The organism is Prevotella sp. S7-1-8, from assembly GCF_000758925.1.
Taxonomy (GTDB): domain Bacteria; phylum Bacteroidota; class Bacteroidia; order Bacteroidales; family Bacteroidaceae; genus Prevotella.
The window spans coordinates 1-15,820 of the sequence record NZ_JRNC01000088.1 but is presented as its reverse complement, the minus strand read 5'-3'; the positions used below and the strand labels follow the sequence as shown (position 1 = coordinate 15,820).

Sequence of the window (15,820 nt, the reverse complement as noted above, 5' to 3'; positions counted from 1 at the left end):
TAATAAAAATTAGCTCTTCGCCGTCCACGATATTGGCAAATGGCAAAAATCCAAAATAAAAAAGGAACGATATTTCAACATATCGCTCCTTACATTACATATGCGGTATACCGTTTATGTTATTCCATATTATTTTCCGTATTGGGAAAATGGAACTGGTAATTGCGATCAAAGACGTTTCGCACCTTGTTAATTTCTATGAAAGTGGTACCTCCACCCTCGCCAAACGAACCCGAGAGGTAAGCTATCTTATCGTCAAGCTCAACAAAATTCTTCTGTCTAAGCATGCGAAGCGCTGCCGTAAAAAGATACTCTGGGTTAGCGTGCTCTTTCTGATAAACCGGTATCACGCCATAAGACAGATTAAGCCAACGCTGCGTTTTCTCCTTATAGCAGATGGCAAGAATGGGTTTCGGACCACGAAAAGCGGCCAAATTGCGAGCCGTGGTACCCGTTTCCGAGTCGGTGACAATACCAGCCACCCCCAACTGTCGCGTTGAAGCAATAGCGGCATGGGCCAAAAACTCACGCTGCGTGCAGTTTGGACGCAAGGGCACCTCGTCTTGGACGCCAAAGCTGGTACGGTCGTTCTCAGCCTGCTCAGCTATGGCCGCCATTGTCTGCACCGCCTCCAACGGATACTTGCCCATAGCAGTTTCGCCACTAAGCATAAGCGCGTCGGTGTTGGAATATATGGCATTGGCAATGTCGGTAACCTCCGCGCGAGTGGGACGGGGATTGTTAATCATGGTATGGAGCATTTGGGTGGCCACGATAACGGGCTTCTTTTTTTGCACGCACTTGCGGATGATCATGCGCTGAATGCCTGGAATACACTCAATTGGCACCTCGATACCAAGGTCGCCACGCGCGATCATGATGCCATAACTGGCGTCAATGATCTCATCTATGTTGTCCACGCCCTCCTGATTCTCAATCTTTGAGATGATCTTAATGTCAGAATGATGTTCGTCGAGAATGTCTTGCACCGCCTTCACGTCAGCCGCAGAGCGCACAAAACTATGTGCTATGAAATCAATATCCTCTTCTATGGCAAGCAGAATGTTGCGTTTGTCTTTCTCTGTGAGAGCCGGCAAATTGATGTGCTCTCCCGGGATATTGACACTTTTGTGCGATCCAAGAACGCCATCATTGGTCACCCGGCTATAAACAGTGGGCCCCACAATATCCGTCACAACCATGTTGAGCGCGCCATCATCAAAGAGAATGTTGTCACCCACCCTGACATCTTTGGCAATATCAGGAAAAGAAAGGTTCACTATATCATGTGTCGTACCCATTTCCGGACGCCCAAATATCTTGACTACATCTCCCACCTTATATGGAATTGGCGTATCGACAGCCGTGGTGCGAACCTCCGGGCCTTTAGTGTCGATGAGAATGCCAAGGTGTGGAGACACCGCTCGCACGTTCTTGATAATTCCGCGAATGCCCTCGGGAGTAGCGTGAGCCGTGTTCATCCTCACTATATTCATGCCAGCAAAAAACAACTTGCGAAGAAAATCTACATCGCATCTGCGATCGCTAATGGAACATACTATCTTTGTTTTTTTCATAACTTTGAAAAATATGGTTTCTATTGTATTTTATACTATAATATTTAAGGTGTGCCACTGGTTTTACTCGAAGTTTGACAAGTGGCGCGAGGTAAACAAATCATGTAAACTTCTATTTGCAAAGGTAAAGCATTTTTTTTAAATTGAATATGAAAACATCTATTAAATACGCTACGAAAAAGTTTACGTTTATTAAAGTATAAAGGCTCGTTACACTTAATTCCTTTGAACTATTAGGAAAACAGGCTTTAAAACAATTAAAAACAAATCACGAAAGAATTAAAATATAACCGTATAAAAACTATAAAAAAATTCATTTCGCAACTATCACATTGCAAATACTAATAAAAAGAAATAAAAGTCATAAAGATGTTAACAAACGTTTTTTTATTTCGTTTTATTAAATTTTACTTGTTAAGTATATTGTTTTTACTTATTTTTGCAAAATCGACATACAAGAGGGATAATATACTATAAATGTCCAACACCCCCAAATGGACAAAACATATGCTTACATAGCCACATCCAAAGACCATTTATTGTGTATTGTGCATATTGTTAATTATGAATTTAACCTTTACGATATAGATTTATGAAACAAAGATTAGCAATGTTGCTTGTAGGTTTGTTCTTAGGGTTAGGAACGACGTGGGCACAGAACAAGATCAATGGTGTCGTAACCTCAGCAGAGGACGGACAGCCGGTGATTGGTGCTTCTGTTACCGTATCCGGAACAAAAACAGGCGCCGTGACAGATGTAGATGGTAAATTTTCCTTAACTACAAGAGAGAAAAGTCCTATGATTACGATTACGTACATAGGTATGGTGACACAAAAGCTGCGCGGAACGCAGAACATGCGCATAGTGCTTCGCTCCGACGCGCAAACCGTTAGCGAAGTGGTCGTGACGGGTATGCAGAAAATGGACAAACGCTTGTTTACCGGCGCGGCAACCAAAGTCGATGCCGGGAAAAGCAAGTTGGACGGTATCGCGGATATTAGCCGCTCTTTGGAGGGGCGCGCCGCTGGCGTGAGCGTACAAAATGTATCGGGTACATTTGGCACGGCGCCTAAGATTAGGGTGCGTGGAGCCACCTCCATCTATGGCAGCAGCAAACCACTTTGGGTGGTCGATGGCGTTATCATGGAAGATGTGACAGAAGTGAACGCCGACCAACTGTCGTCTGGAGACGCCGCGACGGTAATATCCTCAGCCATCGCCGGCCTGAATGCCGACGACATTGAGAGTTTCCAAATCTTGAAAGACGGTTCCGCCACCTCTATATATGGCGCGCGCGCCATGTCAGGCGTGATAGTTGTTACCACGAAAAAAGGTAAAGCCGGCAAGACGCACATTAACTACACGGGCGAATTTACCATGCGCCTGAAGCCAAGCTACAGCCAGTTCAACATCATGAACTCACAAGAGCAAATGGGCATATACAGAGAGCTTGAGGCCAATGGCATGCTTTCATTTGGCCAAACCCATCGCGCGTCCACAAGTGGCGTGTATGGCAAGATGTACCAATTGATGAACACATACGACCCCGCCACGGGCAAATTCTTGCTTCCCAACACAGAGGAGGGGAAGATAAAGTATTTGAAAGCGGCCGAAATGCGCAACACCAATTGGTTCGACGAGTTGTTCAGCAACGCCATATCCATGAACCATTCTATCAGTATCTCATCGGGAACAGAGAAGGCCCAGTATTACACATCCTTCTCGTTGATGAACGATCCAGGATGGACCGAGCAAAGCAACGTGAGGCGTTACACCTTCAGCACGAACGCATTGTACAACATGAGCAAGCACTTGTCGCTCAATCTGATCGGAAACGCTGCCTATAGAAAGCAAAAATCACCGGGCGCAATGAACCAGCATGTGGACAACGTGACAGGCGCCGTGACTCGCGACTTTGACATTAACCCCTACTCTTACGCCATCAACACGTCAAGAACGCTGGATGCCAACGAGTTCTACGTTAGAAACTATGCGCCATTCAACATTCACCACGAGCTGGCCAACAACTTTAACGATTACGATGTCATTGACACGAAAGTACAAGCAGAGCTTAAGTACAAGCCTATAACAAAGGTCGAGTTGGCAGTGTTGGGAGCCTACAAGTTCTCTACGACAACACAAGCCAACCAGATAATGGACAACTCCAACGTAGCGTTGGCTTTCCGCGCCATGGACGACGCAACCATGCTTTATGGCAACCAGCGTCTTTACACAGACCCCGACGTGCCTAACAGCCTGCCATTCTCAGTACTGCCCAATGGTGGTTTCTATCGCGAGACAAAGTACAAGATGAACAGCTGGGACTTCCGTGCCACCGCTAGTTATAACGATGTTTACAACAATGACCACATCGTGAACCTCTTTGGAGGTATGGAAGTGAACAACACCGACCGTAACCGCAGCTATTTCAATGGCGTGGGCATGCAATACGAGATGGGATTGCTCGGCTCGTACGATTACAGATATTTCAAGCAGTCGAGCGAGGAGAACGAAATTTACTATGACTTGTCCAACGGACACAGTCGCGAAGTGTCTTTCTTCGGAACTGGCACATATTCTTGGAAAGGTCGCTACACCATCAACGGAACAGTGCGTTACGAGGGCAGCAACCGCTTGGGCAAAGCTCGCAGCGCCCGATGGTTGCCTACATGGAACATCTCTGGAGCGTGGAATATGCACGAGGAGCCATGGTTTGAAAAAACTTTCAAGAACAGTCTCACACACGCCACATTCAAAGCGTCTTATTCTTTGACGGGCGACAAACCTGCCGTGACCAACGCCGCGGTAATTATCCAGAGCTACAACCCTTGGAGACCATTTACGGTTGACAAGGAATCGGGGCTTGAGATATGGGATTTTGCCAACCGCGACCTTACCTACGAAAAGAAACACGAGCTTAACCTTGGTTTAGACTTGGGCTTCCTCAACAATCGCATCAACGTCACCTTCGACTGGTATCGCCGCAACAACTACGACTTGATAGGCCCGCGCATCACCAATGGAACCAAGGGCACCATCGTGGAATATGCCAACGTGGCCTCGATGAAGTCGAATGGAGAAGAGCTTTCCATATCCAGCAAGAACATCGTGAGCAAAGATTTTACATGGAGCACGGACTTCATCTTCTCTCATGTCAAGACAGAAGTGACCTCGTTGAAAAATCGTCGAAACCTTATCCAGATGATTACAGGCTCCGGCTTTACGCTCGAGGGTTATCCGTATCGCTCCTTGTTCTCCATGGACTTCCAAGGATTGAATGAGAATGGCATACCAACCTTTATCAACCAAGATGGAAAGAAGACTACCAGCGGCATCTACTTCCAGTCTCGCAACATTGAGCATTTGAAGTATGAAGGCCCGGTAGACCCCACCTACACAGGTTCTTTTGGCAATACGTTCTCTTATAAAGGATGGCATCTCATAGTCTTTGCAACTTACGCTTTTGGCAACAAGGTGCGTCTTGACCCAGCCTTCTACTCTTGGTATTCAGACCTTGACGCCACGCCAAAAGAGTTCAGAAATCGCTGGACCAAAGCGGGCGACGAGATGAAAACCAACATACCTGCCATCCCTGACTTGCGCCAACGCCAACAAGACAAGAAACTGAGCTACGCCTACAATGCCTTCAACCGCTCCACGGAGCGTGTGGCGAAGGGCGACTTTATACGCATGAAAGAAATTTCACTGTCGTATGATTTCCCACAGCGATGGGCTAACTATTTGCATTTGAACAAGGTCAACCTCAAATTGCAGGGTACAAACTTGTTCCTTATCTATGCGGACAAAAAACTCAACGGCCAAGACCCAGAGTTCTTCAACGCCGGTGGTGTAGCTGTGCCAATGGCTCGACAGTTCACAATGACACTCAGAGTTGGACTATAAATTCCTTTAACAAGTTAAGAATATGAAAAAGATATATTTATTCCTTTCGGCAGTCTTCGCGTTGGGCGTAACCACATCATGCAATGACTATCTCGACAAATTGCCTGATGACAGAGCCGAAGTGGACAACGTGGATAAGATCCAAAAACTTCTTGTCTCGGCTTATCCCCAACAAGACCCAACCTATATTTTCGAGATGAGCAGCGACAACGTCGATGACAACGGAACAAGCTATGGCTACTCTCCCAAGGAGGAGGAGCTCTACCGTTGGAAAGACGTTGAGACGGAGGGTAACGATGACCCGAAATATATTTGGAACCACTGTTACACCGCCGTGGCCTCAGCCAACCTTGCGCTTCAGGCCATCGAGAAATTGGGGTCGCCAGCCGAACTCAATGGCGCCAAGGCAGAAGCGTTGCTTTGCCGCGCCTACGCCATGTTCCGTCTTTCTACGGTGTTCTGCATGTCTTGGAACCCCGCGAAGGCAGAGCAATATCTCGGGTTGCCTTATCCCAAGGTGCCAGACGTATCGGTGAACACTCGTGGCACGCTCAAGCAACTCTACGAAAACATCAACGCGGACATCGAGGCGGCCTTGCCACTGTTGGACGACACCTACCTCAAAGTGCCCAAATATCATTTCAACGCAAAGGCAGCTTACGCTTTCGCGGCTCGCTTCAACCTGTTTTATCTCAACTACGATAAAACCATCAAGTACGCAAACGAGGTTTTGGGCAGCAATCCATCAGGAGTGCTCAGAAACATGAACGAATATGCCACGCTGACCATTGACGCATTCTCCAACAAATATATCAGCACATCAGAGAACGCCAACTTGCTAATTATGCCAGCGTTTTCCCGTCTATCCCGCACAGGTTCACGTTTCAACCACAACACGAACATAACAGACAGTGAAACATTTTGGGCACCCATGCCATGGGCTCCACATGGAGGGTCCACCAACAACTGTCTCGTCGAGGCGAACCAGCTTTATGGCTCCAACCAAAAGACTTGGATTCCAACCGTCAACGAGTATTTTGAAGTGACCGATAAGATTAACGACACAGGTTTCTCGCACATCGTTATGCCCGTGTTCACCACAGACCAAGTGTTGCTTGAGAGAGCGGAAGCGTATGTGATGAAGAAAAAATACACAGAAGCCTTGGCAGACATGAACGCTTGGATAGCCGCGCACACCAAACCGGTGCAAGAAAAAGCCAAGCGGCCCACGCTCACCCTGGAAAGTCTGAATAAGTTCATCAATGACACTCCTCTCGCAAAGGATACCATTACCACCAATCGCGACCGAAGTATCAAAAAGGCTTTGCATCCACAAGGGTTCACATTGGAAAAAGGCACACAGACCAACATGATAGACATGCTGTTGCAAATGCGGCGCATAGAGACTTTCTGGCACGGCGGTCGTTTCCTTGATATCAAACGATACGGCATCACCGTATGTCACCTCTTAGATGGAGAAGACCCCATTTTCTTCAAACCGGGCGACTTGCGAGGCGCTATCCAATTGCCACTCGATGTAATCGACGCAGGACTGGAGGCAAATCCAAGAGAAGCAAACACAAGTAAGACTCCTAAAAAATGAACACAATGAAATACATCAAAATCATCATGCTGCTGGCGCTCGTCGCGGTGACCAACGCCTGCAAGGAAGACGACGTTGACACAAGCAACTCTGTCTTCACCAAGACCACCACGCAGCAATCAGAGTTTGACAAATGGTTAGAGGCCAACTACGCCAAACCTTATAACATCGAGTTCAATTACCGTTACGTTGACAAGCTCACAAATAACTATTATAACGTTGTTCCACCCAACGAAAAGAACTCAAGAGCCATGTCCATTCTTTTGAAGCACGTATGGCTTGACGCTTACACCGAACTGATGGGAAAGGACTTCCTGAAGAAAAATTGCTTCCGCGTCATTCAGCTCATTGGTTCTCCACAATATGACGGACAAAACAAAATCATCCTTGGCACTGCTGAGGGAGGCATACAAATCACGCTTTTCCGTATCAACAATCTTGACCTTGACAACATCTATGTCAACCAAGACGACCCATTGAAGAGCCATCGCGACTTGCCCCTTGACCTCAACTATTGGTATTTTCATACCATGCACCACGAGTTCTGCCATATCCTGACGCAGAAAAAGGAATATTCAACAGAGTATCGCACGGTCTCCGTTGGCAAATACCACACCACCGACTGGATTAACGTTTCTGACGAGCAAGCTCTACACGAAGGTTTCATCAGCGGCTATGCCAGCGAGCAGTACAACGAGGACTTTGCCGAATTGTATTCCACATACGTCACCTCCACCCCAGCCGCATGGCAGAAGCTGATGGACAAGGCTTTGATTGTCCAAAAAGACCAAGACGGCAACATCCTCTATCAAAAGGACAAAAAAGGCAACGATGTGTACAAAAAGGATGCGGATGGCAATCCAATCCCACTGTATGACAAAGATGACAACCTCGTGCCTGCCACCGATGCCAAGGGCAATATCATGTGGGAGAAAGACAAGAACGGCAAATATATCTATATTCTCGACAGCAAGGGCAAGCGTATCCCACGCTACTCTATCCACGAAAACGTGAAATACCAATATGGCGAAGATGGTTCTTTGCTCGCGTATTTTGTGTTCAAAGGCAAGCCCTATCCCATCACGGCCCATGGCGGCGATCCCGTTTACCAAGTAGACGAAGATGGGAATACCGTGTTTGACAAAGACGGCAAACCTGTACCAGAGTATTTCAAGGTACCTGTATTTAAGTATGAGCGCGCGCCACAGGTCGACACCAGTGGGCTTGACGCCATCCTTAAAAAACTTGACATCCTCAGGTCTTATTTCATCAACACTTGGGGCATTGACATTGACAAGCTTCGCGACATCGTCACAAGAAGGGCGTCAGAGATTCATCAACTTGATTTGAAAACATTAAAATAAGGAAACGCAATATGAAAAAGATATTCAATCTCTTCACTTTCCTTGCGGCGATCCTCCTTGCGACGGCTTGTTCGCCAGAGGTCGATAACTTGTTTGACAAGTCTTCATCGCAGCGCATAAGCGAGGCCATAAATAAGACAAAAGACATTCTCGCCACACCGGCAGACGGCTGGATTATGCACTATTATGGATCAACCATGTATGGCGGCTACAACGTACTTTGCAAATTTGACAAGAACGACCGCGTCACCGTGGCCAGCGAAGTCGCTGGCAAAGACTCCACGTTCACGTCGCATTACAAGATGGAACAGAGCCAGGGCGTGATACTCTCTTTTGATGAGTACAACGACATCTTCCACTATTTCTCCGACCCTCACAATCCGGATGGAAACGGTGCGGACGGAAAAGGCATGTTAGGCGACTTGGAGTTTCGTGTAATGAAAGCCTCTGCCGACAGCGTCATTCTTAAGGGCAAGAAGCACAACAGCCGCGTGGTCATGATACCATTGAAAAAAGGCGCCAGTTGGGCCAATTACATCGATGCCGTCCAGAAACGCTTTGCCAGCATGAAATACAATATTTACGATGTGGTCATCAAAGGCAAAAGTTACAGGGCTTTGCGCAGCAACCACACATTAGCGTTTACCAACCCCGACAGCCAAGATGAGACACGGCTCAACTTCGTGGTTACAGACAAGGGATTTAAACTGTACGAGCCAGTGACCGTAGCTGGCGAAACGTTCTCGGAGTTTATTTATTCCAGTGACGACAAATGGGTGGACGCCAACAACAAGAACGTGCTGTTGAAGCCTGTTGTACCTCCTATTACCGAACAGTTTGTAAATACCAATTGGTTCTTTGCTTTCAGCAATTTCAGCGCTTACGGACAAAAATACTGGAATATGATTAAACCCGGAGCTGCAAGCATGGGAGAAAATATCATTGGCGCAGGTCTTGGTAAAGAGTTGATTAATAAAAACAAGGGACCACAATTTGGCCTGACGTTCGGAAGCAGCGGCAATGGGAAAACCTATTGGTGTCAGTACTATTTCACCTATAAGATCATTGGCAAAGACCAAATAAGCATTGGCTTTGAGGGAAAGGGCAATGGCAACGCCATATTCTATGCCAACAACGCCGCCTATATGCCTTGCGTGCTACCCTTTGTCAAAAATGTTAAAGGGAAGTTTGTAGACCGGGTGTTCAAACTCGAGACAGACAATCTCAAGAACCCAACCTACATCAAGTTTACCGAAGTTGAAAACCCGGAAAACACTTTCACGGTTTCCCGTAACTATATTAAAGATTTCTTTGCCAACTAATTTTCCAAGTTGAGACATAACCTCACGCCCCCCACAAGGCTATCCACTCGCGACGAGTGATTGTCCGTGGGGGGCGCGTTGCGTTAAAACAGTCCCATCCACTCTTTCTGCAAACAAAAGCATCCCGCCATTGTATTTCACGGTAAATAAACAGATTATTTATTTGTGCCTTTGGAAATTAAATATTAATTTTGCAAAAAATATGCCTGACAACAGCCATTTGACAATATGAAGAAATTTTTATTATCATTCCTTTTTATAACAACGGCCCTGCTTCTTGGCAGTTGTTCAAGCAGCAAACATGTTGCTTATTTCAAAAACATCGACACCATCAGCTTAGCCGCGTCAAGAGGTTTGTACGATGCCCACATCATGCCCAAAGACCAGCTCACCATCACCGTGATGACCACCAACCCCGAAGCCTCCGCCCCTTTCAATCTCACGGTGGGAAGCGCCGCGAGCGCTGGCGGGCAGCTTGCCTCCCCTTCGCAATCATCGCAAGGCTATCTTGTCGACAATGAGGGAAACATCAAATTCCCCATCATTGGCGAATTGCATGTGGCTGGCAAGACCAAGACAGAATGTGAGGATATGATTAAAGAAAAAATCAGGCCATACCTGAACGCGAAAGAAAACCCCATCGTAACCGTTCGGATGGCCAGCTATCGCGTCACAGTTATCGGCGAAGTTGGCGCTCCCCGAGTCATCCCTGTCACGACAGAGAAGATGAGTATCATCGAGGCGCTCGCGTCGGCTGGCGACCTCAGCATATACGGCAAGCGTAACAACGTGCTTTTGATACGCGAAGACGCCACGGGAGAAAAGCATGCCACCCGCATCAATCTCAACGATGGCAACATTTTCAATTCGCCGTATTATTACCTCCAGCAAAACGACATTATCTATGTTGAGCCAAACTCCACCAAAGCCAAAAACTCCAGCATCGGCTCAAGCACCACACTATGGTTCTCTGTGGTTGGCTTGATAACTTCCACCGCCTCGTTATTATTCAACATATTGAGATAATTAAAAACTTGGATAAAATTATTAATCCTGAATAAATGAAAAATGGAATATTAATCCTTACGTCCGCGTAATCATTAATATTCCATTTTTCATATATACGCGCCGCGTTTGTAGGTTTCCGCGACAGCCTGCCACCCAACCATGCGCCCCTACATGTAGCGAGTACAACAACAAACAGTCTAAAAAAAAGAAAATAAGCGACAAGATGAAGAACGTTACTTTAGTATTATCAGACGGAACAAAGTTTCATGGCCAATCCTTCGGCTATGACGCGCCCGTTGCCGGCGAAGTAGTTTTCAACACGGCCATGATGGGCTATCCAGAGTCGCTCACCGACCCATCATACGCCGGACAGTTAATGACCCTTACCTTTCCATTGGTAGGCAACTATGGCGTTCCGCCCTTCACCACAGAGGCCAACGGCCTGCCCACGTTCATGGAGAGCGACAAGATCCATGCTTCGGCTATCATTGTGGCCGACTATTGCGAGGCATACAGCCATTGGAACGCCGTGGAGAGCTTAGGCGATTGGCTCAAACGAGAGCGCGTGCCCGGCATCACAGGCATAGACACACGCCAGCTCACCAAAGTGCTGCGCGATCATGGCGTGATGATGGGGCAGATTATATTCGATGACGAACCAGACAACATTCCGCGAGCGGATTACGAGGGAGTGAACTTCGTGGACCAAGTGTCATGCAAAGAAGTTGTCAAATACAACGAGGGAGCTGGCAAAAAAGTGGTTCTCGTGGATTGTGGCGTCAAGGCCAACATCATTCGAAGCCTTGTCAAACGTGGCGTGGAAGTCATCAGGGTGCCTTGGAACCACGACTATACAGCCATGAGCTATGACGGACTCTTCTTGGCCAACGGTCCCGGCGACCCCGACACTTGTCAAGCCGCCGTGGATATTATTCGCAAGCACATGAGCATCAGCTCCAAACCCATCTGTGGCATCTGTATGGGCAACCAGCTCTTGGGCAAGGCGGCGGGAGCCAATATCTACAAACTCAAATACGGACATCGCAGTCACAACCAGCCAGTGCGCATGGTGGGCACGGAGAGATGCTATATAACATCCCAAAATCATGGCTACGCCGTCGACACGTCAACGCTTGATGACGATTGGCAGGAACTTTTCGTAAACATGAACGATGGGTCGAACGAAGGCATACGCCACAAGACCAACCCTTGGTTCACCAGCCAATTCCACCCAGAGGCTTGCGCCGGGCCGGTAGACACCATGTTCATGTTCGACAAATTCATTGAAACTTTAAAGTAAAACACAAGATGAAAGATACAGCTATCAAGAAAGTGTTGTTGTTGGGTTCGGGCGCGCTGAAGATTGGCGAGGCTGGCGAATTTGACTATTCCGGCTCACAAGCGCTCAAGGCTTTGCGCGAGGAGGGTATAGAGACCGTGCTCATCAACCCAAATATCGCCACCGTCCAAACTTCAGAAGGCGTGGCCGATCAGATATACTTCTTACCCGTCCAGCCTTATTTCGTGGAGCGCGTCATCGAGAAGGAGCGTCCCGATGGCATCCTGCTCAGTTTTGGCGGGCAGACAGCGCTCAACTGTGGCGTGCGGCTATACGAGAGCGGCGTGTTGGAAAAATATCATGTCAAGGTGCTTGGCACGCCCGTGCGCGCCATCATGGACACCGAGGACAGAGAGTTGTTCGTGGAAAAACTGGACCAAATCAATGTAAAGACCATCAAGAGCGAGGCTTGTGAGAACATGTCCGAGTCGCTCCAAGCGGCCCGCGACCTTGGCTATCCAGTCATCGTTCGCGCCGCCTACGCTTTGGGAGGACTTGGCTCTGGTTTTGCCAACAACGATGACGAGCTGCGCAAGATCTGTGAGAAAGCGTTCGCTTTCTCGCCCCAAGTGCTTGTGGAGAAAAGCCTGAAGGGATGGAAAGAAATAGAATATGAGGTGGTGCGCGACCGTTACGACAACTGCATCACGGTGTGCAACATGGAGAATTTTGACCCGCTCGGCATTCACACCGGCGAGTCTATCGTTATCGCTCCGTCACAGACACTTTCCAACAGCGAATACCATAAGTTGCGCGAATTGAGCATCAAGATAGTGCGCCACATCGGTATCGTAGGCGAGTGTAACGTGCAGTACGCGTTCGACCCGGCCAGTGAGGATTATCGTGTCATCGAGGTGAACGCCCGATTGAGCCGCAGCTCGGCCCTGGCGTCCAAAGCCACAGGCTATCCCTTGGCCTTTGTAGCCGCCAAGTTGGGCATGGGGTATGGGCTTTTCGAGCTGAAAAACTCGGTTACCAAGACCACGAGCGCGTTTTTCGAGCCTGCCTTGGACTATGTGGTTTGCAAGATACCGCGGTGGGACCTCTCCAAGTTCAAAGGCGTGGACCGTGAGCTTGGTTCCAGCATGAAAAGCGTGGGCGAAGTGATGGCCATAGGACGCAACTTCGAGGAGGCCATCCAGAAAGGCTTGCGCATGATCGGGCAAGGCATGCACGGCTTCGTGGAGAACAAGGAGTTGGAGATTGACGGTATCGAGGCGGCTCTCCAAGAGCCCACTGACAAACGCATTTTCGTAATCTCCAAAGCCATGCACAGAGGTTATTCCATAGACCAAATACACGACTTGACAAAAATAGACAAATGGTTCTTGTACAAACTCAAGCATATTATCGACATTGACGAGACACTTGGAAAGGCCAATGTAAACACCCTCGACGCCGAGCTTCTGCGCGAGGCCAAGGTGTATGGGTTCACCGATTTCCAAGTTGCGCGCGCCATCGGGTTGGAACAAGAGATGAACATGCACCAAGCCGTGCTCGTGGTACGCCGCCTGCGCAAGCGATATGGCATCGTACCCGTGGTCAAACAGATAGACACATTGGCCGCGGAGTATCCCGCGCAGACCAACTACCTGTACTTGACCTATGCTGGCGTGGCCAATGACGTGACCTTCTCCAACGACAAGCGCTCCATCATCGTGCTTGGCTCAGGCGCCTATCGTATCGGCAGCTCGGTGGAGTTCGACTGGTGTGGGGTGCAAGCGTTAAACACCATACGCAAGCAGGGTTACCGCAGCATAATGATTAACTACAATCCCGAGACCGTATCGACCGACTATGACATGTGCGACCGGCTCTACTTTGACGAGTTGACCTTCGAGCGAGTCATGGACATCATCGACGCTGAAAATCCGCACGGCGTCATCGTGTCCACGGGCGGGCAGATTCCTAACAACCTGGCCATGTATTTGGACGCGGAGAACGTGCCCATCCTCGGAACATCGGCCAAGGATATTGACAACGCGGAAGACCGCGCCAAGTTCTCAAGTATGCTCACCCGCAACGGCATAAACCAGCCCGAATGGAGCGCGCTGACCTCGATGGCCGACATTGAGCAATTCGTGGACCGCGTGGGCTTTCCTGTCTTGGTACGCCCAAGCTACGTGCTTTCGGGCGCCGCCATGAACGTATGCTCCAACAAAGAAGAATTGGTGCGCTTCCTCAAATTGGCGGCCAACGTGAGCGAGGACCATCCCGTCGTGGTGTCCAAGTTTATCGAGCAGGCCAAGGAGATAGAGATGGACGCCGTCGCCAAGGATGGCGAGATACTGGCATACGCCATCTCTGAGCACATAGAGTTTGCCGGCGTGCACTCCGGCGACGCCACCATCCAATTTCCACCACAGAAGCTATACATTGAGACCGTGCGCCGAATTAAACGTATCAGCCGCCAAATAGCCAAGGAATTGCATATCTCCGGACCTTTCAACATACAATACATGGCACGCGAGAACGACATTCTTGTCATCGAGTGCAACCTGCGCGCGAGCCGCTCGTTCCCCTTCGTGTCTAAAGTGCTGAAACTGAACCTCATCGATTTGGCCACCAAGGTGATGCTCGGCGTGCCTGTCGAGAAACCCAACAAAAACCTCTTTGACCTTGACTACGTGGGCATCAAAGCCAGCCAGTTCTCGTTTAACCGTTTGCAGAAAGCCGACCCCGTGCTTGGTGTCGACATGAGTTCCACTGGCGAGGTGGGCTGTCTCGGCGACGACACCAACCAAGCGTTGCTCAAAAGCATGCTCTCCGTGGGCCAGCGCATACCCAAACACACCGTTCTACTCTCAACGGGTGGAGCCAAGCAGAAAGCCGAGATGCTCGACGCGGCCAAGATGCTGATAGACCACGGCTATGAGCTGTACGCCACAAGCGGCACCTCCAAGTATCTCGAGGAAAACGGCATACCAAACACCTTGGTGTATTGGCCATCTGACGAGGGCAAGGAGCCGCAGGCTTTGACACTGCTCCACGAAAAAAAGATAGACATGGTGGTCAACATTCCAAAAGACTTGACTACCCACGAACTGACCAACGGTTACAAAATCAGGCGCGCGGCCATCGACCTCAACGTGCCGGTTATCACAAACAGCCGTTTAGCCGGGGCATATATCACCGCTTTTTGCACCTTGGAGCCAAAAGACATTGACATCAAGGCGTGGGGCGAATACTAAGCATGGTTGGGTGGAGAGCACTTGAAAGCAATGACACGGAACTCTCCCACCCCACCCCTTTGAGCCACAAGCACTTGTTGGGAGCTTGGATCTTTTAAGCCATGTCTTGTCCCAACAAACCCTCCTAAAGAGCGATTGGCGGTCAACTTGCCATTCGCTCTTTTTGTGAAAAGACAGTGCGCATGCGCTATCAATACACATGCGCGCTATCAAAAATATGCTGAAAATATATGACAAAAGGTCTCAAATGCTGGGCGTATTCGCAAACGGCATGTATCAAGGTCACAAACACGCCAAGCATTTGAGTTTTTCGCAAACCGCTTATACTCATAATATTATAAGCGTCGCAACGTGTTTTCCGGGAAAAAGTTTTATCAATGTTTTGCCATTCAATATTAATGGCGGCTCGTTCAGGGCTTAATGGCAAGGTCATTAAGACCAAAACGCGGCGTCATAAAGGCCTAAACGAAACACGATAAGGCACTCGTCGCACACCGCTGACAAAAATATAT

The 15,820-nt window shown here is 48.6% G+C and carries 8 protein-coding genes; 7 read left to right on the top strand and 1 reads right to left on the bottom strand.

The window, feature by feature from the left end:
• Positions 1–119 precede the first annotated feature (119 nt).
• Entirely contained in the window at positions 120–1,577 is a 1,458-nt protein-coding gene (gene pyk, locus HMPREF1640_RS11320; RefSeq protein ID WP_036894894.1) for a pyruvate kinase, read from the bottom strand.
• 592 nt (positions 1,578–2,169) lie between these two features.
• On the opposite strand from pyk, the gene HMPREF1640_RS11315 reads away from it, so the two are divergent.
• The 7 genes from HMPREF1640_RS11315 (at position 2,170) to carB (ending at position 15,308) form a co-directional block, all read left to right on the top strand.
• On the top strand, positions 2,170–5,481 hold the full coding sequence (locus HMPREF1640_RS11315) for a SusC/RagA family TonB-linked outer membrane protein (protein ID WP_036894893.1): 3,312 nt from the start codon (positions 2,170–2,172) through the stop codon (positions 5,479–5,481).
• Between the two features lie 22 nt (positions 5,482–5,503).
• Positions 5,504–7,084: a RagB/SusD family nutrient uptake outer membrane protein gene (locus HMPREF1640_RS11310; protein ID WP_036894892.1), complete on the top strand. Its 1,581-nt coding sequence runs from the start codon at positions 5,504–5,506 to the stop codon at positions 7,082–7,084.
• 5 nt (positions 7,085–7,089) lie between these two features.
• Complete coding sequence (locus HMPREF1640_RS11305; protein WP_036894897.1) at positions 7,090–8,448, top strand: putative zinc-binding metallopeptidase; 1,359 nt, start codon at positions 7,090–7,092, stop codon at positions 8,446–8,448.
• A gap of 11 nt (positions 8,449–8,459) precedes the next feature.
• On the top strand, positions 8,460–9,770 hold the full coding sequence (locus HMPREF1640_RS12640) for a DUF4302 domain-containing protein (protein ID WP_052051825.1): 1,311 nt from the start codon (positions 8,460–8,462) through the stop codon (positions 9,768–9,770).
• 228 nt (positions 9,771–9,998) lie between these two features.
• On the top strand, positions 9,999–10,796 hold the full coding sequence (locus tag HMPREF1640_RS11295) for a polysaccharide biosynthesis/export family protein (protein WP_036894890.1): 798 nt from the start codon (positions 9,999–10,001) through the stop codon (positions 10,794–10,796).
• Between the two features lie 205 nt (positions 10,797–11,001).
• Complete coding sequence (carA, locus tag HMPREF1640_RS11290) at positions 11,002–12,078, top strand: glutamine-hydrolyzing carbamoyl-phosphate synthase small subunit (protein WP_036894889.1); 1,077 nt, start codon at positions 11,002–11,004, stop codon at positions 12,076–12,078.
• 8 nt (positions 12,079–12,086) lie between these two features.
• The gene (gene carB / locus HMPREF1640_RS11285) at positions 12,087–15,308 is read left to right on the top strand and encodes a carbamoyl-phosphate synthase (glutamine-hydrolyzing) large subunit (protein WP_036894885.1); all 3,222 of its coding nucleotides are present in this window, start codon (positions 12,087–12,089) and stop codon (positions 15,306–15,308) included.
• The last annotated feature ends 512 nt before the right edge of the window (positions 15,309–15,820 follow it).

Excerpts from the sequence above, each read along its gene's own strand:
- carB (WP_036894885.1), top strand. The coding sequence starts at position 12,087 with ATGAAAGATACAGCTATCAAGAAAGTGTTGTTGTTGGGTTCGGGCGCG.
- HMPREF1640_RS12640 (WP_052051825.1), top strand. The coding sequence starts at position 8,460 with ATGAAAAAGATATTCAATCTCTTCACTTTCCTTGCGGCGATCCTCCTT.
- pyk (WP_036894894.1), bottom strand. The coding sequence starts at position 1,577 with ATGAAAAAAACAAAGATAGTATGTTCCATTAGCGATCGCAGATGCGAT.
- HMPREF1640_RS11310 (WP_036894892.1), top strand. The coding sequence starts at position 5,504 with ATGAAAAAGATATATTTATTCCTTTCGGCAGTCTTCGCGTTGGGCGTA.
- HMPREF1640_RS11305 (WP_036894897.1), top strand. The coding sequence starts at position 7,090 with ATGAAATACATCAAAATCATCATGCTGCTGGCGCTCGTCGCGGTGACC.
- HMPREF1640_RS11295 (WP_036894890.1), top strand. The coding sequence starts at position 9,999 with ATGAAGAAATTTTTATTATCATTCCTTTTTATAACAACGGCCCTGCTT.
- carA (WP_036894889.1), top strand. The coding sequence starts at position 11,002 with ATGAAGAACGTTACTTTAGTATTATCAGACGGAACAAAGTTTCATGGC.
- HMPREF1640_RS11315 (WP_036894893.1), top strand. The coding sequence starts at position 2,170 with ATGAAACAAAGATTAGCAATGTTGCTTGTAGGTTTGTTCTTAGGGTTA.